This window comes from Aeromonas aquatica, from assembly GCF_000764655.1.
Lineage (GTDB): Bacteria > Pseudomonadota > Gammaproteobacteria > Enterobacterales > Aeromonadaceae > Aeromonas > Aeromonas aquatica.
This window is the reverse complement of sequence record NZ_JRGL01000126.1, coordinates 14,289-35,278: the sequence shown is the minus strand read 5'-3', so window position 1 is coordinate 35,278 and position 20,990 is coordinate 14,289. Positions and strand designations below refer to the sequence as shown.

Below are 20,990 nucleotides of genomic sequence, written 5' to 3'. Positions count from 1 at the left end.
AAGGGGGAGGCTCGCCTCCCCCTTTATCAGACTTATTTGCTGACGATTTGCAGCGGCACCGGGATGGATTGCTCCACCGGCTGACCCTTGAGCACCTTGTCGGCGGTTTCCACGCCGATGGCACCGATCAGGGCCGGTTGCTGGGCCACGGTGGCGGCCAGTTTACCCTTGGCCACCGCCGCCTTGCCATCGTCCGTGCCGTCGAAGCCGACGATCATCACCTCTTTGCCGGCCGCCTGTACGGCGCGGATGGCACCGAGCGCCATCTCGTCGTTCTGGGCGAACACGGCCTGCACGGTGGGGTGGGCGGCCAGCAGGTTCTCCATGACGTTCAGACCCTTGGTGCGATCGAAGTCGGCGGGTTGGGAAGCCAGCACCTGCAGCTTGTTGGCGGCCACCGCCAGGGCGAAGCCCTCACCGCGGTCACGGGCGGCTGAGGTACCGGCGATCCCTTCGAGCTGGATCACCTTGGTGCCGGTACCCAGTTTCTCGGTGATGAAGTCACCGGCCAGCTTGCCACCGGCCACGTTGTCGGAGGCGATGTGAGCCTTGACCTCACCTTGGGCCGCGCCGCGGTCCAGGGTCAGCACCGGAATGTTCGCCTTGTTGGCCAGGCGGATGGCGTTGCCCACGGCCTCGGAGTCGGTCGGGTTGATCAGGATGGCGTCGACCTTGCGCACGGTGAGATCTTCCACGTTGGAGAGCTCCTTGGCCGGATCGTTCTGGGAGTCCAGCACCACCAGCTCGTAGCCAAGCTCCTTGGCCTTGGCTTCGGCCCCTTCTTTCATGGTGACGAAGAAGGGGTTGTTGAGGGTGGACACCACCATGGCCAGGGTGTGATCGGCAGCCTGGGCAGTGCCCAGCACGGACATGATGGCGGCGGCGAGCAGGGTATTGAGCTTTTTCATCGTTTCATTCCTTGTGTGTGCATTACTTGCTTTTGTTATCGATCATCACGGCGAGCAGGATCACGCTGGCCTTGGCAATCATCTGGTAATAGGACGAGACGTCGAGCAGGTTGAGGGCGTTGTTGAGGAAGCCGATGATGAGTGCCCCGATCAGGGTCCCCATGATGCGGCCCTTGCCCCCCATCAGGCTGGTACCCCCCAGCACCACGGCGGCGATGGCATCCAGCTCGTAGCCCATGCCGGCGGTCGGCTGGGCCGACGACAGGCGGGAGGTGACGATGAGGCCGGCCAGGGCCGACAGCATGCCGCACAGGCCGTAGACCGCGAGCTTGACCCGGGCCACGTTGATGCCGGAGAGGCGGGTGGCCGACTCGTTGCCGCCGAGGGCGTAGATGTAACGGCCGAGGCGGGTGTGATTGAGCAGGTACCAGGCCAGCAGGAAGACGATGGCCATCAGCCAGATGGGCACCGGCAGGCCAAACAGGTAACCGGTCCCCAGCCAGGCGAAGTGATCGGCACCGTCGCTGAAGCCGGTGGAGATGGGGCGCCCCTCGGTGTAGACCATGGTCACGCCGCGCAGGGCTGTCATGGTCACCAGGGTGGCGATGAAGGCCTGCACCTTGCCCTTGGCGATGATGAGCCCGCTGACGCCGCCGAGCAGGGCGCCGGCGCCCAGGGTGAGCGGCACCACCAGCCAGATCGGCAGCTCCATGGCCACCATGGTGGCGGCCAAGGCGCCGCACAGGGCCAGCACGGAGCCGACCGAGAGATCGATGCCGGCGGTGAGGATGACCAGCGTCATGCCGACCGCCATGATGGCGTTGACCGAGGTCTGGCGCAGTATGTTGAGCAGGTTGTCGGCGGTGAAGAAGTTCGGGCTCAGGAAGGAGACCACGCCGATCAGCACCAAGAGGGCTACCAGGGATTTGTTCTCGATCCACCAGGCCTTGCTCATGACGCCACGGCGGGGAAGGGTTTGGGTTGTCATTGCTGTGCCTCTTGCTCTGCTTGCCACTGTTTACCGACTGCCGCGGCCATCAGTTTCTCCTGATTGGCGTCACGGGACATGAATTCTGCGCTGATGCGTCCCTCGTGCATCACCAGGATGCGGTCGCTCATGCCGAGCACCTCCGGCATCTCGGAGGAGACCAGGATGATGCTCATCCCCTCCTTCTTGAACTGGTTGATGAGCTGGTAGATCTCTTTTTTTGCCCCCACGTCGACGCCGCGGGTAGGCTCGTCGAGGATCAGCACCTTGGGACGAGTCAACAGTCCCTTGGCGATGGCGACCTTCTGCTGGTTGCCGCCGGAGAGCAGCTTGATCAGCTGTTCGCCGCTCGGGGTCTTGATGTTGAACAGCCGCACGTAGTCGGCCACCGCCTGGCGCTCCGCCTTGCCGTCGATCCGGCCACCCTTGTTGAATTCGTTAAGGGCACAGAGGCTCATGTTCTCCCGCACCGACAGCTCCAGCACCAGGCCATCCCCCTTGCGATCCTCGGAGATGTAGGCGATGCCGGCCTTGAGGCCATCGGCGGGGCTGCGGGGCCGCAGGGCGTGACCATCCACGGCAATCTCACCGGCGCTGATAAGGTTGGCGCCGTAGATGAGCTTCATCAGCTCGGTGCGCCCCGAGCCCATCAGGCCGCTGAAGCCCAGGATCTCTCCCTGGCGCAGGGAGAAGCTCACCCCGCGCACGCCGGGGCCGCTCAGATCTTTCACCTGCAGGCTGACGGGGCCGAGCTCGCGGGCGAGGCGCGGGTACTGCTCCTCCAGCCGGCGGCCGACCATCATCTCGATGATCCTGTCCTCGTCCAGCTCGCTCACCGCCTGCTCGCCAATCCACTTGCCGTCCCGCAGCACGGTGACGCGGTCGCAGATCTGGAAGATCTCCTTCAGGCGATGGGAGATGTAGACGATGCCGCAGCCCTGCTCACGCAGTTCGCGGATGACAACAAACAGCTGCTCGGTCTCGGTGTCGGTCAGCGCATCGGTGGGCTCATCCATGATGATGACGCTGGCATCGAACGACAGCGCCTTGGCGATCTCCACCATCTGCTGTTCACCGATGGAGAGATCCCCGAGCCGGGTGTCCGGGCCATGCTTGACCCCGAGTCGAGCCAGCAGGGTGCCGGCCCGCGCGCGCAACTGCGGGTGATCGATGTTGCCAAAGCGGGTGCGCGGTTCGCGGCCGAGGAAGATGTTGGCGGCAATGGAGAGCTCCGGCAGCAGGTTCAGCTCCTGATGGATGATGCTGATGCCCTGATCCTGAGAGTCTCGCGGCCCCTTGAAGTGGACCGGCTGGCCGCGATAGCTGACAGCGCCGCTGTCGGCCTGATAGATGCCGGTCAGCACCTTCATCAAGGTGGATTTGCCGGCGCCGTTTTCACCGAGCAGGGCCATTACCTGGCCCGGGTAGACTCGCAGGCCGGCCTCATCGAGGGCGCGCACCCCGGGGAAGGTCTTGACGATCCCGGTGAGCTCCAGAATGGGCGAGGGGAGGGCCTTGGCGTTCCCGGTGAGGTCGGGGGAAGGCGAGGAGAGGGTGCTCATGGCAGTTTCCTTAGGATGGCCTTAAAACGCCACGCCGGCGCAGAGGATGAGGTTGGCGTAGGGCGTCACCTCGCCGGTGCGCACTATGGCCTTGCTCTGCCGGGTACGGCTCTTGAACGTTTCGTGCAGGCAATATTCGACGGCGATGGGCTTGCCCTGATCGAGCGCGTGCGACGCAATCTGATCGAGCAGTGCCTGGTGAGCGAGCGGACTGATCAGCTTGAGCTCGCTCGCCATGATCACCTTCTCCACCACCAGATCGGTAAAGAGTGCGGTCAGCACTGCCTCAAGGCTGGGGGTGCCCGCCATCAGCGCCAGATCGATGCGCTCCGGGCCCGCCGGGATCGGCAGACCGGCATCGCAAACGGTGATCTCGTCGGTGTGACCCATCTGTGCCACCAGGGCACTCAGGGGGGCATTGAGCAGCTTGCCTCGTTTCATACAGCACCTCGGCGGGTGGACCCCGCATCTCTGTTATCCTGTCAGGCAACCGGTTACGCAACCGGTTGCGTCTTGAGGCGAAAGATAGGCGCTAACCGTTAACGGGTCTAGCGACAGATGATGAAAGTGTGAAAACGATCTCAATGCGGGTGGGACAGTGGGGCAAAGCGGGTGCCAGAAGAGCACTGGCACCCGATCATGCGAAAAATTCAGAGGGAGAGGGCCTGCTGCACGGCGGGGCGGGCCAGCATCCGGCGACTGTGCGCCGCCACCTTGGGGAATTCGTCGATAGCGACGCCGTCGTTCGCAAGCCAGCTGGCGACCACGAACAGATAGATGTCGGCCAGGCTGAACTGCTCACCCAGCACCCAGGGGCCGGCAAGGTAGTGGTGCTCTATCTCGGCAAAGCCGTCACGCATGTTTTGCGGCATCTTGGCCTGCATGGCGGCGATGGCCTGTTCGTCGTCGGCCCAGCGACTGGCGCGCCGGCCGTGGGCATGAGAGACGTGCACAGTGGAGGCGAGGAAGCTGTTGACCTCCTGCATGCGGGCCAGCAGGAAGGGATCCTCAAGCGGGGCGAGCCGTGCTGCCGGGAAGCGCTGAGCCACATAGAGCAGCAGGGCCGGGGTTTCGGTCAGCACGCCGCGCTCGGTGACCAGCGCCGGCACTCGCCCCTTGGGGTTGATGGCGAGATAGGCGGGGGAGCGCTGCTCACCGGCGGCGAAGTCGAGCAACTTCAGCTGGTGCGGGGCGTCGGCCTCCACCAGGGCGATGCGGACCGCCATGGCGCAGGTGCCGGGGGCGAGATAGAGCGTCAGGTCAGACATGGCAGATCTCCTTGTGTACGGGTTATGCAGCGAGTCAGGTTTCGCCCGGCGGGTAACCGGGCGAGCCTTCGGCATCCTACCCCCATGTGCCGCCCGGGCCAAGGGAGGCTTGTTCGAGTCGCTGCCGTGGTCGCGTCAGGGCCTCATAGTTGTATGGAAAAACTGAACACCCCTCAGTGAAATCAATGGCTTTCTGAACAGAAGATAACAGGAAAAACGGCTACGCATGCCCGGTCAAATCGCTATAATGTGCCACCTTGGATCAGTCGCTTTCGATGTTGGATAGTCAATTGAGTAATAAAATGCGGATCGGTGGAACCCTCGAACAGTCCCTCAACCAGGGATACCGTCTGGACCTGCAAGAGGTGTTGAAAGAGGGCTGGCAACAGACCCGCCGCACCGGTTTCGGCCTGGCGCTGGCCATCGGTGGGGTCATGGCGATCTGGATCCTGCTGAGCAACCAGCTGTTGGCGCCCTATGTCAGCCAGGAGGGTGACATGGACATGGCGCTGGTGATCAGCCTGCTCATCACCGTTATCATGTCCCCCATGACCTCCTCCCTCGACATGCTGGGATTGCAGCAATCGGTGGGGGTTCGGGCCCGTCCAAACCAGGTGTTCGACTTCTTCCGCCACTTCCTGCGCCTGGGCAGCCTGAGTCTGCTGGGCAGCCTCATCACCAGTCTGTTTGGCCCGCTGTTCGAGCTGGTGGGGCTGCCGGTGGTGCTGGCCTTCATTCCCTCCGCGCTGGTGGGCATGGGGCTGGTGTTCACCGTGCCGCTGGTGCTGGAGCGCGGCCTGTCGCCCGCCCAGGCCATTCTGGTCTCCCTCAAGCTGTTTGCCCGCGGCTGGCCCAGCATAGTGCTGCTGCATGGCGTCATGATGGCGCTGTTCTTCCTGGCCTTGATCCCCATGGGGTTGGGACTTATCTGGCTGGCCCCCCTCTATTTCAACTGCAAGGGGATCCTCTATCGGGACTTGTGCGGGATCGCCGTCGAGGTGACCGAGGTGGGTGATAACAACCCCGAGGCCGGCCCTGATCATTTCAATGCATGAACCATGCGTGACGCAAAAGGATGGCACATGAAGCGGTTTCGATACGGCGCGGCGGCAAGCTTGCTGATGCTGCCGGCCCTGGTGCTGGCGCAGCCCTCCCTTGAGCTGCAATACGGCACCTTCTACAGCCAGATGAAGACCTTTGCCAAGGGCGAGTTTGGTCAGGCCCGGCTGGGGTTTTATCTGACCGATCCACAAAACGGTCAGCGCTGTACCCTGACCTCGGCGCGGGTGACGACGGCGGATCGGGAGGTGGCCGCCGAGGTCACCATGGACAGCGAGCTGCGCCTGCCCTATGACGACGATCTCAACCTCGACAAGGCCAGCGTGCTGGTCGAATTGGGCGAGCCTCATGAGCGCTGCGATCTGTCGGTGCAGGTGATGGCGGATGTGCCCAAGGGGGCGCTTGAGGTGAGCGCATTGCAAGCAGGCCAGCAGGACATGCAGAGGCTGTTGGACAAGCTGGCGGGCATGATCGGCAAATACTTCCTGCCCAGCATGGAAGGGGTGCGGATAAGCCTGGCGCAGCCGAGCGGCACCGCCTATCTCATCGACGGCGCCCGCCAGCAGGCCTTGCCCTGGCAAGGGGGTCAATTGCTGCTCGGCAACGAGCAGCTCACCGAGTTTGCTGCGGGTTCATTGCAAGTGCAGGGGGAGATCCTGCGCCTCACGCCCTGGCTGCACAAGGAGTGAGGGCGTCAGACCGATGAATGAAAAAGGAGCGCCGGGCGCTCCTTTTTCATGGTTGCATGATGGGGCTAACGCGGGTTTACCGCACCTCGATCACATCCAGCACGTCCATCTCGTCGATGTTGAGCAGGGGCGCGGTCGGCAGCTCGGGCGGATCGAAGGCCTTGTCACCGCCATCTATGATGCCGGAGTCGCGATTGATGCTCTTGAAGTCAAACAGCTTGTGATCGAGCAGGTGGCTCGGGATCACGTCCTGAATGGCGGTGAACATGGTCTCGATGCGGCCGGGGAAGCGGCGATCCCAATCCTGCATCATCTGCTTGATGGCCTGGCGCTGCAGGTTCTCCTGGGAGCCGCACAGGTTGCAGGGGATGATGGGGAAGGCCTTGACCTCGGCGTAACGCACCAGGTCCTTCTCCTTGCAGTAGGCCAGCGGGCGGATCACCACGTTCTTGCCATCGTCACTCACCAGCTTGGGGGGCATGGACTTGAGCTTGCCGCCGTAGAACATGTTGAGGAACAGGGTCTCAAGAATGTCGTCGCGGTGGTGACCCAGGGCAATCTTGGTGCAACCCAGCTCCAGGGCGCTGCGGTAGAGAATACCGCGACGCAGGCGGGAGCAGAGGGCACAGGTGGTCTTGCCTTCCGGTACCTTGTCCTTGACGATGGAGTAGGTGTCCTCCTCGACGATCTTGAAGTCGATGCCGAGGGTGGCCAGGTACTCTGGCAGCACGTGCTCGGGGAAGCCGGGTTGTTTCTGATCCAGGTTGACGGCCACCAGATCGAAATGGATGGGGGCGCTCGCCTTGAGGCTCATCAGGATGTCGAGCATGGCGAAGCTGTCTTTGCCGCCAGACAGGCATACCATGATCTTGTCACCCTCTTCAATCATGTTGAAGTCGGCGATGGCCTGACCCACGTTGCGCCGCAGGCGTTTCTGCAGCTTGTTGAAACTGTATTTCTCTTTGGCGTTAAGCTCTTCGTGCATGGCCTCAAACCCGGGACAAAAATAAGCGGCTTATTATAGCCATGTCCCGGGGGAGGGCAAGAAACGCTTATGCCGGATGGCGCCTGTCATCCACCGGGCAGCTGTAATCGTCCGGTTTGAGGATCAGGATGTCGCAGTTGAGCCGATCCACCACATGCTCCGCGGTATTGCCGAGCAGGGCGGCGGAGAGGCCGGTGCGGCCGACGCAGCCCATGATCATCAGGGTGGCCTTGAGATCGTCCGCCATGTCGGGCAGCACCTCTTCCGGCAACCCTTCGGCGACCCGGGTCCACATATGGCCGATACCGAACTGATCGGCATGCTCGCGCAGCAGATCCTCGTGGTGTTTGCGAATGGCGTCGTTGTAGGCGTTGGGGTCGAACTCGGGCAACTCGATGGCCACATTGACCGGGGTACCCGGGTAGGTGTTGACCAGATAGAGGTTGGAGCCGAGCAAGTCGGCGATGGCGATACCCTCGCGGGTGATGCGCTCGTTGAGCACCTTCTGCTCCAGATCGTCGCTCGAGCAGTTGATGGCGGCGATGATGTTGCCACCGCGCTGCCAGTGACCCTCCTTGACCAGCAGGACGGGGCAGGGGCACTTGCGCAGCAGGTGCCAGTCGGTCGGGGTGAAAATGAAGGTCTGCAGGAAGGAGTGTTTGTGGGTCGCCTTGACCACCAGATCATGGCGCTGGGTCAGCACCTCCTGGATCACGCACTCGAAGGGACGATTGTGCCAGAGCACCTTGATCTCGCACTCCAGCCCCCTGGCGCGATAGGGCCGCAAGATCTCGTCGAGCCATTCCCGGCGCTGGGAGATGACGCCGTGACGCATCTCTTCGCGCTCATCCACCGACAGCATGGCGGTCATCTCGTACGAGAAGTCGTAGATGGTCAGCAACAGGGTCAGCTGGGCGCCCTCGTCCAGCTCGGCGACCTTGACCGCGCGTTCGAGCGCGATCTGGCGCTCCTCTTCCGGGTTGATCACCACCAGAATGTTTCGGTACTTGACCATGTTCTCCTCCTTGGCAAAAAGCCAATGATGGCAGTTCTTTAGCTTTTACAGCTTAGTCCAAGGGGGGGCACGAGAAGGTGTGCCGGATCAAATTTCGGGTCAAACCGATCCGGCTGGGGATAAATTGTGCGGGGCAGCAGATCAGCCGCAGGAGGGGCGGGTTGCACCGGCCATGACGCCGAGGGCCACGTGATCCAGCACTGTGATGTACTTGCCCTTGACGCTGATGAGGCCGGACTTCTGGAAGCGACCGAGCAGACGACTGATGGTCTCGACGGTGAGGCCGAGGTAGTTGCCGATGTCACCGCGGGTCATGGAGAGACGGAACTCCTTGGCGGAGAAGCCGCGCTCGGAGAAGCGCACCGACAGATTGTGCAGGAAGGCCGCGAGACGCTCTTCGGCATTCTTCTTGGAGAGCAGCAGTATCATCTCCTGATCCCCCATGATCTCGCTGCTCATCAACCGCATGATCTGTTGACGGAGCTTGGGCATCTTGCCGGAGAGATCGTCGAGCACATCGAACGGAATTTCACACACCATGGCAGTTTCCAGCGCCTGGGCGAAGGAGGGGTGTGCCTGTTTGTGGATGGCGTCGAAGCCGACCAGATCGCCCGCGAGATGGAAGGCGGTGATCTGCTCGTCACCCTGTTCGGTGATGGTGTATGACTTGATGGTCCCGGAGCGAATGGCATAGAGCGACTTCAGCTCATCGCCGGCCTTGAACAGTTCCTCACCCTTCTGGATCGGCTTCTTGCGCTCGATGATGCTGTCCAGCTGATCGAGCTCGCTGTCGTTCAGCGTGAAGGGAATGCAGAGCTGGCTGATGCTGCAATCCTGGCAATGAATTGCACAGCCACCGCTCTGAATACGTCTGCCAGGTTTCTTGTCCGGGATCATAGGCTCATATGAATAATTGATTTATATCAAACAAGTTTACCATTAACTCATCCGTTTTGGATAGGGTTTCAAAAGGATGCAATGCTGATCCAGAGGGTATGCAGTCCATACAGGATGAGCAGCAGAGCCCCTCCGACGCGCAGGCTGCGCAGGGTCAGCCAGTAACGCAACCTGTCCGCCAGACCGCCCAATGCAAACAGGGTCGGCAGGGTCCCCAGGCCAAAGCTCAGCATGAGGAGTGCCCCGCCGCTGGCCGAACCCGCCGCCGCGCTCCAGGTCAGCATGGAGTAGACCAGACCACAGGGCAGCCAGCCCCACACCATGCCGAAGGGGAAGGCCTGCAGGGCCGAGTGGAAGGGGATGAATCTACCTGCCAGCGGCTTGATATAGGGCCAAAATTTCGCACCAACACGCTCCAGTAGCAGAACGCCCTGCCACCAGCCCGCCAGATAGAGGCCAAGGGCGATCATCAGCAGGGCCGCCACCAGCCTCAGGCCGGCGATGGCGTGTTTGCCGGCCCCCAGCTCGCCGGCGGTGGCCAGCAAGCCTCCCACCAGGGCGCCCGCGATCACATAACTCAGGAGCCGGCCAAGGTTGTAGTTGAGCAGGTAACTCAACCTGCCCCAAAAGTGCTGTTTCTCGGGAGGAATGGCCATGGAGAGGGCGGCGGAGACCCCGCCGCACATGGCGATGCAGTGGCCAGAGCCTGCCAGCCCTACCAGCAGGGCTCCCATCAGATCAAGACTGCTGGTCATCACGCTGCTTGTCCTGCGGCTTGGTCATGCGCTCTTCCTCGTCGAACAGTATGTTGGAGCCCTGGCGGTCGAGATCCTCGAATTGTTCGGAGCGAATGGCCCAGAAGAAGACGACCCCGGCGATGATGACGAACAGGATGGCGATGGGGATGAGGACGAAGATGATGTTCATGGTCTCTACCTTGGCAGTGGTGCCTTTGGCGGCGAAGCCCCATGGTAACCCTGTTCGGGCCCGGGGCCAGCCGCCATCGGCCAGAAATGTGGCCTGCGACGCAGGCAGGCCATGAATGTAGCGATGGGAGTCAGCGGTTCAGGCGCATGGAGTTGGTGACCACGATGAGGGAGCTCAGGGACATGCCCGCCGCCGCCAGATAGGGGGGCAACCAGCCGCTGGCCGCCAGCGGCAGCACCAGCAGGTTATAACCGATGGACCAGGCGAAGTTCTCCTTGATGATCTTGCGGGTGCGCAGCGCCAGGGTACGGGCCGTCAGCAGGCGGGAGAGATCGTCCGCCAGCAAGATGGCATCGGCACTGTTCTTGGCCAGATCCGTGCCCCCCGCCATGGCAAAGGAGGCGTGGGCACCCGCCAGCACGGGGGCGTCGTTGATGCCATCCCCCACCATGATGCTGATGTCCCCCGCGGCCTCCCGCGCCTTGAGGTAGGCGAGCTTGCCATCGGGGGTCATGCCCTTCACCAGCTCATCCACCCCGAGCTCGCGGGCCACCGCATCGGCCTCGGTAGAGCCGTCGCCGGTGAGTATGGTGGTCTTGAGGCCAGCGGCCTGGAAGGCCGCAATGAGCGCCTTGGCATCCGCTCTCACTGTGTCGGCCAGGCTGAAACGGGCCAGCAGCCGGCGGTCGTCGGCCAGGTAGATGGCGAGGCCGCTCTCCTGGTTATCCTGCCCCTTATCGCCTGCCAACCCCAACCAGCGGGCACTGCCGATCCGGTATTGGGTGCCTGCTACCAGACCCTGAATGCCGTATCCAATCACGGGGGTGACCTCGCTGGCCGTCAGCAGGGCATCGGTGGAATCCAGGTGCTTGAAGGCGCGGGCGATGGGGTGCTCGGAATGGCTCTCCAGGGCGCAGGCGATGGCGAGACAGTCGGCCTCACTCAGTTCGGCCAGCAGTTGGGTGCTCACCAGGCTGATATTGCCCGTGGTCAGGGTGCCGGTCTTGTCCATCACCACCCGGTTGGCGCGGGTCAACACGTCCAGTACATGGCCACGGCGCAGCAAGATGCCGTTGCGAGTGAGATTGGCGGTGGCCGAGGTGAGCGCGGTCGGGGTGGCGAGCGACAGGGCGCAGGGGCAGGTCGCCACCAGCACCGCCAGGGTGACCCAGAAGGCCCGCTGTGGCTCGTGGAAGTGCCAGAAGGTCCAAACCGCGGCCGCAATGAGGAGCAGTACCAGAATGAAGTGGCGGGAGAGCACATCGGCCAGCTGCGCGATGGCGGGCTTGTCATCGAGGGCGCTGTCTTGCAGCCGCATGATCTGGGCGAGGCGCGACTCCTCGATGGCGTGGCTGACCCGGATCTCCAGCGGCGCATCGGTATTGATGGTGCCGGCATAGACGGGATCTCCCCCCTGCTTGAGCAAAGGCAGCTGCTCGCCGGTCAGCATGGATTCGTCGAGGCTGGCGGTCCCCGCCACTATGATGCCGTCGGCGGGCAGGGTGGCACCGGCCAGTACCCGCACCCTGTCGCCGACGCGCAGGGTCTTGGCGGCCACCTCGTGCTCGCCGTCTTCGTCGATGCGGGTCGCCATGATGGGCACCAGCCGCGCCAGGTTGGAGCTCGACTCCGACGCCTTGCGCCTGGCCCGCAGCTCAAGCAACCGGCCCAGCAGCAGGAAGAAGACAAACATGGTGATGGAGTCGTAATAGACCTCACCTGTGTTGAACACCGTGGCCCAGATGGAGGCGGCGAAGGCACCGATCAGCGCCAGCGACACCGACACGTCCATGGAGAGGTGGCCCTGTTTCAGGCTTCGCCAGGCCCCCACGTAGAACGGCTGGGCGGAGTAGATCATGATGGGGGTCGAGAGCAAGAGGCTGATCCACTTGAAGTAGATCATGAACTCTTCTTCGACGCTGATGAAGAGATCCATGTAGAGCGCCACGGCGCACATCATCACCTGCATGGAGCCCAGACCCGCCAACGCCATGCGGAACATGTAGCTGCGCACCTCGCGGGCGTAGAGTGCCTCCTGGCTGTGGGTCTGGAACGGATAGGCGCGATAGCCAATTTTGGCGAAGCCCTTGAGGATGTCGCTCAACGAGAGGGTGGCCGGATCCCACTTGATGCGAGCCCTGTGGGTGGTGGTGTTGACGTTGACATAGTGCAGGCCGGGCAGTTTGGTCAGGTGGCGCTCGATGAGCCAGGCGCAGGCGGCGCAGGTGAGACCTTCCACGCTGAGCTGTATTTCGCGAAGTGTTTGACTGCCAGAACCGGTTTCCACCACGAAATCCTGCTGCACCTCGGCCAAATCGTAGTGGGTGAGGGCGGCCAGCTCGCTGGGTACCAGCTCCCCCTTGATGCCGGGGGCGGTGCGATGTTCGTAATAACTGGCGAGGCCGCATTCGAGAATGGTCTGGGCCACGGCCCGGCAGCCGGGGCAGCACATGGGTTGCACTATGCCCTTGATCTCGAGGGCATAGTCGTGACTGCCATCGGGCACCGACTCACCACAGTGAAAACAGCCGGTCATGGTATTGATGCCTCCTTGAGATGGCGATCCGAAGCGGAGCAAGGGGTTGTCGTGCGTGGGATGGATTAACCGCGGTGAACACTGCCGTCCATGGGGGGCTTATCGCCCCTTGGGATCCAGCTCTATGGGGGCCTTGGTCGGCAACTGGACTGTCTCTTGCAGGCGCCAGTCGTGGTCGAAGGCATCGACCCTAATGTGCCACTTGCCGGTGAGGGGCTTGTCCAGCATGAGGCGATAGACGCCATTGCCGTCGGCCGTCATCAGGTGCTCGCTGTCATGGCCTGCCAGGGTCGGGTGGAACAGGGAGAGGCGCAGCGCCTGACCGGGGGGGATCTCGCCGGCCAGCGGCTTGAGGGTGAGTTCGCGGTCGCTGACCTCGAGGGCGATGCGGATGCCCAAAGCCTCGGCGCGATCGAACTTGCTGAGATCCTGATTGATCTCCTTGCCCTGTTTGTAATAGTCCTCGGCCACCAGATTGACACCGTCCTTGCTGGCGATGATGGCGGTGGCGATGCTCGCGACCACGGCGGCGCAGGGGAGGGCGATGATGAACCAGGGCCAGAATTGGCGATACCAGGGTTGGGTCATAGTGCTACCGAAACCTATGATTAACAAAATGGAGGGGTTTTAGCCAAGACAAGATAACAAAAAGCCTCGAAGAGTCGAGGCTTTTTGCTGCGTAATCACGTGCTTATCACATGTTACTGCTTACTTTGCTCTGTATTGTGGGACAAGCTGTAGACGTAGGATGCCAGCAGTTGGACCTTGTCTTCCCCCAGAATATCCTTCCAGGCGGGCATGACCCCATGACGGCCGTGGGTGATAGTCTGTTCGACCACCTGACGGGAGCCGCCGTACAACCAGGTGTTGTTGGTGAGATCCGGGGCGCCGAAGGCGGTGCCGCCCTTGGCATCCGGGCCATGACAGGCGGCGCACATGGCGAAACGGGCTTCCCCCTTCTTGGCTTCCACCAGATCGACCTTGCGACCGGACAGGCTCAGCACATAGGAGGCCACCTCCTTCACCCCGTCCTGACCCAGGATCTCGCCCCAGGCCGCCATGACCCCTTGCCGACCGCCCATGATGGTGGTCTTGATCTGGTCTGGCTGACCGCCCCATTGCCATTCGCTGTCGGTCAGGTTCGGGAAGCCGCGCCCGCCACGAGCATCGGAGCCATGGCACTGGGAGCAGTTCTGCAGGAACAGACGCTGACCCACCTTGCGGGCCTCCGGATCGGCGGCGATCTCCTCGATGGCGCGATAGGTCTTGCCATCGGCCTGATAGGCCAGCTCGCGGAACTTGGCGCCGTAGACGGCATCGGCCTTGGCGAGCTCGCGATCATACTCGACCGCGCGCCCCTCGGCCTTGGCGGAGGCAACCGCTGCCTTGGACTCTTCCAGGGAGCGAATGTCCTGGTTGGAGCTCTGCCAGCCCAGCAGTCCCTTGAAGTTGCCAAGGCCCGGGAAGGCGAGCAGGTAGATGAGCCCGGTTACGATGAAGAAGAGGAACATGTAGGACCACCACTTCGGCAAGGGGTTGTTGATCTCCTCGATGCCGTCGAAGGTGTGCCCCATGGGTTGACCTTCTTCGGTGCCCATCTTGTCCTTCATGCACCACATCAGCAGCAAGAAGCAGCCGATGATGGTGCCCAGACTTATGACGGTCACAAAAATGCTAAACAAAGTGCTCATTATTGCTTCGCTCCTGCGTTCTTGTTATCAGCACTGGGTTGCTCGTCGTCGGCAAAAACCAGGTTGGCAGCCTCGTCGAAGGAGGCCTTGCGGCGCTTGCTGTAAGCCCAGACGATGATGGCGATCATGATGATCATCAACAGCAGGGTATACAGGCCGCGAAATGTGCCGTAATCCATATCCCGACTCCTTATTTCAGGGCATGACCCAGTGATTGCAGATAGGCCACCAGGGCATCCAGCTCGGTCTTGCCCTTGACGGCTTCGCTCGCACCTGCGACGTCGGCATCGGTATAAGGCACGCCGAAGTTGTCGCGGAACAGCGCCAGCTTCTTGCCGGTCAGCTCGCCGGTCAGGACGTTGCGATCAAGCCAGGGGTAGCCCGGCATGTTGGACTCGGGGACCACGTCGCGCGGGTTGATCAGGTGAGCGCGGTGCCAGTCGTCGGAGTAACGACCGCCGACCCGGGCCAGGTCCGGACCGGTACGCTTGGAGCCCCACAGGAAGGGGTGCTCCCACACGCTTTCGCCGGCGACCGAGTAGTGGCCATAACGCTCGGTCTCGGCGCGGAACGGACGGATCATCTGGCTGTGGCAGTTGGTGCAGCCTTCGCGGATGAAGATATCGCGGCCTTCCATCTGCAGCGCGGTGTAGGGGGTGAGGCCCTCCACCGGCTCAGTGGTCTGCTTCTGGAAGAACAGCGGGGTGATCTCGACCAGGCCCCCCAGGCTGATGGCAAAGATGATGCCGACCACCAGCATGGGGACGCTTTTTTCGAAGATCTCGTGACGGTTATTGTTGCTCATGCTTGGACCTCTTCAATCATGCGGGCTGGGCGACGGGTTCCAGGGAACCCTTGGGCGCAGTGATGGTGCGATAGGCGTTGTAGGCCATCAGCAACATACCGGTGACGAAGAAACAGCCACCCAGGAAGCGCACGAAGTAGAAGGGATAAGAGGCCTGCAGCGCTTCCACGAAGCTGTAGGTCAGGGTGCCGTCGTCGTTGACCGCGCGCCACATCAGACCCTGCATCACACCGGAAATCCACATGGAGACGATGTAGAGCACAGTGCCCACGGTCGCCAGCCAGAAGTGAATGTTGATGAGACGGATGCTGTACATGCGGCCCTGCTCGAACAGGTTCGGGATCAGATGGTACACGGCGCCAATGGATACCATGGCAACCCAGCCCAGGGCACCGGAGTGAACGTGACCTACGGTCCAGTCGGTGTAGTGGGAGAGGGCGTTGACCGTCTTGATCGCCATCATGGGGCCTTCGAAGGTGGACATGCCGTAGAACGACAGGGACACGATCAGGAAGCGCAGGATGGGGTCATAGCGCAGTTTGTGCCAGGCGCCGGACAGGGTCATGATGCCGTTGATCATGCCGCCCCAGGAGGGAACGAACAGGATGAGGGACATCACCATCCCCAGGGACTGGGCCCAGTCTGGCAGCGCGGTGTAGTGCAGGTGGTGCGGACCGGCCCAGATGTAGAGGGAGATCAGCGCCCAGAAGTGGACGATGGAGAGGCGGTAGGAGTAAACCGGACGTCCCGCTTGCTTGGGCACGAAGTAGTACATCATGCCAAGGAAGCCGGCGGTCAACAGGAAGCCTACCGCGTTGTGACCATACCACCACTGCACCATGGCATCCATGGCACCGGAATACATGGAGTAGGACTTCATGCCCGACAGCGGCACCTCCATGTTATTGACGATGTGCAGCACGGCCACCGTGATGATGAAGGCACCAAAGAACCAGTTCGCCACATAGATGTGGGAGGTGGTGCGCTTGACCAGGGTACCGAAGAAGACCACGGCGTAAGCGACCCAAACCACTGTGATGGCGATGTCGATGGGCCACTCCAGCTCGGCGTATTCCTTGGCGGAGGTGAATCCCATCGGCAGCGAGATGGCGGCAGAGAGGATGATGGCTTGCCAGCCCCAGAACACGAAGGAGGCGAGTTTGCCGCCGAACAGTCGGGTCTGGCAGGTGCGTTGCACCACGTAGAAGGAGGTAGCCATCAGGGCGCTGCAACCAAATGCGAAGATGACCGCGTTGGTGTGCAGGGGACGCAGGCGGCTGTAAGTCAGCCAGGGGGTGTCGAAGTTGAGGGCAGGCCAGATCAACTGGGCTGCGATCAGTACGCCTACCGACATGCCGACAATTCCCCAGACGATCGTCATAACGGTGAACTGGCGCACAACGGTGTAGTTGTACTCAGGGTGGTTTGTTGTATGGCTCATCGTTGTTTTCCGCTTCCGATGCTGTTGTTTGTTTTTTGTCCGGTGACCTGGACCATTTTCACCCCATATTTGCGAAATTCTCTCGTTAACATCTGTTAATAAAAGGAAAAGCAAAAGGTGGTTAAATGAAAATTCATTGGGAATGATACTGAACTGACCGGTAAAATAACAGTACAAACAGTGATATATTTGGCTCCGGCGGGTCCCGTGCTTGTCAGTTTTTACCTTGCGCGAGATCACGAAAATGGCATTTTTTAAGTACCTTACAGGGCTGTTTTTTCATGAAAGAGAGACTCACTTCACGCAAAATCGGACACTTGGCGATAGTTCTGGCTATTTTGCTCTCCCTGGTGGCCTATCGAACCTGGTTTTCGGGCCCGCAAACGACGGTCGCCGCGGGAACAAATGATCAGATTTGTGATCTGTCCCACAGCCCGTGCCCCCTGCTGGTCGGCGACAAGCCGCTGACGGCCGGCGTCGAGACGCTGCCGGTCAAGGCTGAACATGACTTTGTTTTGCGTCTTCAGGGCGGAGATGCCGCCATCACCCCGGTCAACGCCTGGCTGGAAGGCAAGGAGATGTTCATGGGCCGGATCCCGGTGCAATTTGAGGCCAGCGACGGCGGTTGGCAGGGAAAGGCTCAGGTCGGTTCCTGCACCTCGGCGACCATGACCTGGCTGCTCAACATCGAGTGGAGCAATGGCCAGCGCCAGCAGTTGGCGCTCTCCGTCTCCCGTTAAATCTGCGTATTATTTGGAGCCAAGCGGGGGGAGTAAGTGAAATTTGATTTGAATTTTTCAGGCAGGACGGTACCTTGCAGTGATTATCAAGGAGTGAAGTTCATTTAATCATGATTGAAAAACAAGCATTTTATCGCACCCTCAACCAGCAGGCCCAGGCGCTGCTGGAAGGGGAGCCGGATCTTATCGCCACCCTGGCGAACCTCTCTGCCTTGCTCAATCAGGAGCTGACCGATATCAACTGGGTCGGCTTTTACCTGCTGCAAGGGGATACTCTGGTGCTGGGTCCCTTCCAGGGCAAGCCTGCCTGTGTGCGCATTCCGGTGGGCCGGGGCGTCTGCGGCACCGCGGTGGCCGAGGGCAAGACCCAACTGGTGGACGATGTGCATCAGTTCGTGGGCCACATCGCCTGTGACGGTGCCAGCAACTCGGAAATCGTGATCCCGCTGCGCCGGGGTGGCGAGATCATTGGGGTGCTGGATATTGATAGTCCGATTTTTAACCGTTTCGACGCCGAAGACCGCGTTGGTCTGGAAGAAACGGTGCAAATTTTGGAAAGCATGCTCTAAGTCATTGCTAGATGGTTCGCAAAAGGCCCCAAGCTCTCTATAATAGGGCCTTTGTTGTGTTCGGGGTTGCCCCGTACGTCTATATGAAAGCCAAGGTTATACATGGAAAACACTGAAAAGCTGAAGAACAGTAAAGAGATCGTTGCCTACCTGGTCGAGAAATTCCCGGCCTGCTTCATCGCTGAAGGAGAGGCCAAGCCACTCAAGATTGGCATCTTCCAGGATCTGGCCGCGCGTCTTGCTGACGACGAGAGAGTCTCCAAGACCATGCTGCGCTCTGCTCTGCGTCAATACACCTCCAGCTGGCGTTACCTGCATGGCCTCAAGGCTGGCCAGGCCCGTGTCGACCTGGACGGCAATCCGGGTGAAGTGCTGACCGAAGAGCACATCGAACATGCCAAGCAGGCGCTCAAAGAGAGCAAAGAACGTGTCTTTGCCAGCCGCCGCACCAATACCAAGGAAAAGGAAGACAAGCCCAAGCAGCCGCGCCGTCCCGCGCCGCGCAAGGCCGATGCCGCCCGCTCCGACAAGCCTAAAGCCGCTCCCAAGGCTGCCCCCGTTGCCGAAGCCCCGCTGGTGAAAGTCGATGCCGCTACGCTGAAGGTGGATCAGGGTGTGCGCGTGGTGCTCGGCAAGTCTCCTGTGCCTGCGACCATCAAGGAAGTGACCAAGGATGACGTACAGGTTCAATTGCAGACCGGCATGATGTTGCGGGTCAAGTTCGAGCATCTGGTTCTCTAAGGAGACAAATGTTGAAGCATGGCGTAATTCGTTTTTCCCTCGTTGCCTGTAGCCTGGCGCTTGCCGGGCTTGCACAGGCCATCGAGCCGGTGCTCAAGGAAAGTGATTTGCCTGTGTTGGCTCAAGAGAGCCAACATGCTACGGCCAGCAAGCGAATTGCCAATCTGTTTACCCGCTCTCATTACAAACAGTTCAAGCTGGATGATGCCTTTTCTTCCGTGATCTTCGACAAGTATCTGGAAAACCTGGACTTCAGCCGTAACCTGTTTTTGGCCTCTGACATCAGCCGTTTTGAAAAATACCGTACCGGTTTTGACACCGACCTCGAAAGAGGGCGGCTGGCGCCGGCCTACGAGATGTTCAACCTGAGTCAGCAGCGGCGTTACGAGCGGTTCGAATACGCCCTTAAACTGCTCGACACTCCCTTCGATTTCACCCAGAAAGATAACTACATCTTCGATCGGGAAGGGGCTGCCTGGCCCAAGGACGAGGGCGAGCTCAACGAGCTGTGGCGCCAGCGGGTCAAATTCGACGCCCTGAGCCTCAAGCTCAGCGGCAAGGAGTGGCCCGAGATCAAGGAGCTGCTTGGCAAGCGTTACAACAACGCCATCAAGCGGATGTCCCAGACCGAAAGCGAGGACGTGTTCCAGCTCTTCATGAACTCCTTCGCCCGTGCCATCGAACCGCACACCAGCTATCTGTCGCCGCGCAGTGCCGATCGCTTCAACACCGAGATGAACCTCTCGCTGGAAGGGATAGGGGCCGTGCTGCAGGCGGAGGATGACTTCACCGTCATTCGATCCCTGGTGCCTGGTGGCCCGGCCGCCAAGTCCAATCACCTCAAACCCGATGACAAGATCACCGGGGTCGGGCAGGACGACGGCAAGATTGTCGATGTGATCGGCTGGCGTCTGGATGACGTGGTCGAACTCATCAAGGGTCCCAAAGGCAGCAAGGTGAAGCTGGAGATCCAGCGCGGCAAGGGTGCCAGCGCCAAGACCGAGCTGATCGAGCTGACCCGTGACAAGGTACGTCTGGAAGACAGGGCCGCCAAGTCCAAGGTGATCAATGCGGAAGGCAAGAAGATAGGGGTACTCGAGATCCCGAGCTTCTACGTCAATCTGCACGACGATGCCATCAAGGAGCTCTCCAGCCTCAACAAGCAGAAGATCGATGGCCTCATCGTCGATCTGCGCGGCAACGGCGGCGGCGCCCTGACCGAAGCCTCGGCCCTGAGCGGTTTGTTCTTCGCCAGCGGTCCTGTGGTGCAAATTCGTGATCACATGGGCCGTATCACGGTCAATGGCGACGATGACGGCAACGTCTACTACGGCGGCCCCATGTCGGTGATGATCGACAGATACAGTGCCTCGGCCTCCGAGATCTTCGCCGCCGCCATGCAAGACTACGGCCGCGCCCTGATCCTCGGCGAGAACTCGTTCGGCAAGGGCACGGTGCAGCAGCATCGCAGCCTCGCCAAGGTGTACGACTTCTACGAGCAGCCGCTGGGTAGCGTGCAGTACACCATCGCCAAGTTCTACCGGATCAACGGTGGCAGCACCCAGAACAAGGGCGTGGCACCGGACATCGGTTTCCCCACGGCCGCCTCGTCGGACGAGACCGGGGAGAGTCAGGAGTTCAACGCGCTGCCCTGGGATCAGATCGCCTCGGCCAGCTACGGTAAACTCGGGGACTTCAGCAGCCTGTTGCCCAAGCTGAAGGCGGATCACGAGGCGCGGATCAACAAGGATCCGGAATTTGCCTACGTGATGCAGGACATCAAGGAGTATCAGGCGGACAAGGACAAGAAGTCCGTCTCCCTGAACGAAGCCGAGCGGCTGGCCGAACAGGCCAAGCAGGACGAGAAGGCGCTGGCGCGAGCCAACGAGCGACTGACCCGTCTTGGCAAGCCGACGGTGAAGAGTCTGGATGCCTTGCCGACCGATTTTGAGGCACCGGACGAGTATCAGGTTGAGGCCGCCAACATCACGGCGGATCTCGCCGGCCTGAGCAAGAAAAGCTGACACATCACAGATATCTGTGTTGAAAAGGGCGACTTGGGTCGCCCTTTCTTTTTGTCTGCGCCGGGCACTGAATGCAAACTATTTGACCCTGCCGGAGCGTTGTGACAGCCTCTGACACGTCTATAACAACGCGTGGAAGCAGATA

Annotated in this window: 22 protein-coding genes; 6 read left to right on the top strand and 16 right to left on the bottom strand. The window is 61.1% G+C overall.

Annotation, left to right across the window (positions count from 1 at the left end; genetic code table 11):
* Positions 1 to 32: 32 nt before the first annotated feature.
* From rbsB to LG30_RS0116700, 5 genes are all read right to left on the bottom strand, one after another.
* Entirely contained in the window at positions 33 to 908 is an 876-nt protein-coding gene (gene rbsB, locus LG30_RS0116720; RefSeq protein WP_033131835.1) for a ribose ABC transporter substrate-binding protein RbsB, read from the bottom strand.
* 22 nt (positions 909 to 930) lie between these two features.
* The gene (gene rbsC, locus LG30_RS0116715; RefSeq protein WP_025327024.1) at positions 931 to 1,896 is read right to left on the bottom strand and encodes a ribose ABC transporter permease; all 966 of its coding nucleotides are present in this window, start codon (positions 1,894 to 1,896) and stop codon (positions 931 to 933) included.
* Positions 1,893 to 3,458 carry a ribose ABC transporter ATP-binding protein RbsA gene (gene rbsA, locus LG30_RS0116710; protein ID WP_052101157.1) on the bottom strand — a complete coding sequence of 522 codons (1,566 nt, stop codon included), beginning with the start codon at positions 3,456 to 3,458 and terminating at the stop codon, positions 1,893 to 1,895. The genes rbsC and rbsA overlap by 4 nt, the downstream gene beginning before the upstream one ends.
* Before the next feature lie 21 nt (positions 3,459 to 3,479).
* Positions 3,480 to 3,899 carry a D-ribose pyranase gene (gene rbsD / locus LG30_RS0116705; protein WP_033131834.1) on the bottom strand — a complete coding sequence of 140 codons (420 nt, stop codon included), beginning with the start codon at positions 3,897 to 3,899 and terminating at the stop codon, positions 3,480 to 3,482.
* A 209-nt stretch (positions 3,900 to 4,108) separates the two neighbouring features.
* Positions 4,109 to 4,726, bottom strand: coding sequence for a glutathione S-transferase family protein (locus LG30_RS0116700; RefSeq protein WP_033131833.1), 618 nt, complete (start codon positions 4,724 to 4,726; stop codon positions 4,109 to 4,111).
* 302 nt (positions 4,727 to 5,028) lie between these two features.
* Between LG30_RS0116700 and LG30_RS0116695 the strand changes: the two genes are divergently transcribed.
* Complete coding sequence (locus LG30_RS0116695; RefSeq protein ID WP_052101154.1) at positions 5,029 to 5,781, top strand: DUF2189 domain-containing protein; 753 nt, start codon at positions 5,029 to 5,031, stop codon at positions 5,779 to 5,781.
* Positions 5,782 to 5,808: 27 nt separating this feature from the next.
* Positions 5,809 to 6,474 (top strand): DUF2987 domain-containing protein, encoded by a 666-nt coding sequence (locus tag LG30_RS0116690; protein ID WP_033131831.1) that lies wholly within the window; start codon positions 5,809 to 5,811, stop codon positions 6,472 to 6,474.
* A gap of 76 nt (positions 6,475 to 6,550) precedes the next feature.
* On the opposite strand, the gene ttcA is transcribed toward LG30_RS0116690, so the two are convergent.
* The 11 genes from ttcA to ccoN all read right to left on the bottom strand — a co-directional run bounded on the left by ttcA (position 6,551) and on the right by ccoN (position 16,771).
* On the bottom strand, positions 6,551 to 7,459 hold the full coding sequence (gene ttcA / locus LG30_RS0116685; RefSeq protein ID WP_033131830.1) for a tRNA 2-thiocytidine(32) synthetase TtcA: 909 nt from the start codon (positions 7,457 to 7,459) through the stop codon (positions 6,551 to 6,553).
* A 67-nt stretch (positions 7,460 to 7,526) separates the two neighbouring features.
* A complete protein-coding gene (uspE, locus tag LG30_RS0116680; protein ID WP_033131829.1) occupies positions 7,527 to 8,474 on the bottom strand; it encodes a universal stress protein UspE in 948 nt (315 codons plus the stop codon).
* 141 nt (positions 8,475 to 8,615) lie between these two features.
* The gene (locus tag LG30_RS0116675) at positions 8,616 to 9,371 is read right to left on the bottom strand and encodes an FNR family transcription factor (RefSeq protein ID WP_033131828.1); all 756 of its coding nucleotides are present in this window, start codon (positions 9,369 to 9,371) and stop codon (positions 8,616 to 8,618) included.
* Positions 9,372 to 9,439: 68 nt separating this feature from the next.
* On the bottom strand, positions 9,440 to 10,126 hold the full coding sequence (locus tag LG30_RS0116670) for a sulfite exporter TauE/SafE family protein (protein WP_033131827.1): 687 nt from the start codon (positions 10,124 to 10,126) through the stop codon (positions 9,440 to 9,442).
* Entirely contained in the window at positions 10,110 to 10,298 is a 189-nt protein-coding gene (gene ccoS / locus LG30_RS0116665) for a cbb3-type cytochrome oxidase assembly protein CcoS (RefSeq protein WP_033131826.1), read from the bottom strand. Before ccoS ends, LG30_RS0116670 begins: the two co-directional genes overlap by 17 nt.
* Before the next feature lie 130 nt (positions 10,299 to 10,428).
* A complete protein-coding gene (locus LG30_RS0116660) occupies positions 10,429 to 12,834 on the bottom strand; it encodes a heavy metal translocating P-type ATPase (RefSeq protein WP_033131825.1) in 2,406 nt (801 codons plus the stop codon).
* Between the two features lie 99 nt (positions 12,835 to 12,933).
* Positions 12,934 to 13,422, bottom strand: a complete 489-nt coding sequence (locus LG30_RS0116655; RefSeq protein WP_033131824.1) for a FixH family protein — start codon at positions 13,420 to 13,422, stop codon at positions 12,934 to 12,936.
* Positions 13,423 to 13,535: 113 nt separating this feature from the next.
* Positions 13,536 to 14,525 carry a cytochrome-c oxidase, cbb3-type subunit III gene (gene ccoP, locus LG30_RS0116650; RefSeq protein ID WP_033131823.1) on the bottom strand — a complete coding sequence of 330 codons (990 nt, stop codon included), beginning with the start codon at positions 14,523 to 14,525 and terminating at the stop codon, positions 13,536 to 13,538.
* Positions 14,525 to 14,704, bottom strand: a complete 180-nt coding sequence (locus tag LG30_RS0116645) for a cbb3-type cytochrome oxidase subunit 3 (RefSeq protein WP_033131822.1) — start codon at positions 14,702 to 14,704, stop codon at positions 14,525 to 14,527. Before LG30_RS0116645 ends, ccoP begins: the two co-directional genes overlap by 1 nt.
* A gap of 11 nt (positions 14,705 to 14,715) precedes the next feature.
* Entirely contained in the window at positions 14,716 to 15,330 is a 615-nt protein-coding gene (gene ccoO, locus LG30_RS0116640) for a cytochrome-c oxidase, cbb3-type subunit II (RefSeq protein WP_033131821.1), read from the bottom strand.
* A gap of 16 nt (positions 15,331 to 15,346) precedes the next feature.
* Positions 15,347 to 16,771, bottom strand: a complete 1,425-nt coding sequence (gene ccoN, locus LG30_RS0116635; protein WP_033131820.1) for a cytochrome-c oxidase, cbb3-type subunit I — start codon at positions 16,769 to 16,771, stop codon at positions 15,347 to 15,349.
* 281 nt (positions 16,772 to 17,052) lie between these two features.
* On the opposite strand from ccoN, the gene LG30_RS0116630 reads away from it, so the two are divergent.
* From LG30_RS0116630 to prc, 4 genes are all read left to right on the top strand, one after another.
* Positions 17,053 to 17,511 (top strand): hypothetical protein, encoded by a 459-nt coding sequence (locus tag LG30_RS0116630; RefSeq protein WP_033131819.1) that lies wholly within the window; start codon positions 17,053 to 17,055, stop codon positions 17,509 to 17,511.
* Between the two features lie 110 nt (positions 17,512 to 17,621).
* Positions 17,622 to 18,080, top strand: a complete 459-nt coding sequence (locus LG30_RS0116625) for a GAF domain-containing protein (protein WP_033131818.1) — start codon at positions 17,622 to 17,624, stop codon at positions 18,078 to 18,080.
* Between the two features lie 102 nt (positions 18,081 to 18,182).
* Positions 18,183 to 18,821, top strand: a complete 639-nt coding sequence (proQ, locus tag LG30_RS0116620) for an RNA chaperone ProQ (protein WP_033131817.1) — start codon at positions 18,183 to 18,185, stop codon at positions 18,819 to 18,821.
* Between the two features lie 8 nt (positions 18,822 to 18,829).
* A complete protein-coding gene (prc, locus tag LG30_RS0116615; protein WP_033131816.1) occupies positions 18,830 to 20,845 on the top strand; it encodes a carboxy terminal-processing peptidase in 2,016 nt (671 codons plus the stop codon).
* Positions 20,846 to 20,990 lie beyond the last annotated feature (145 nt).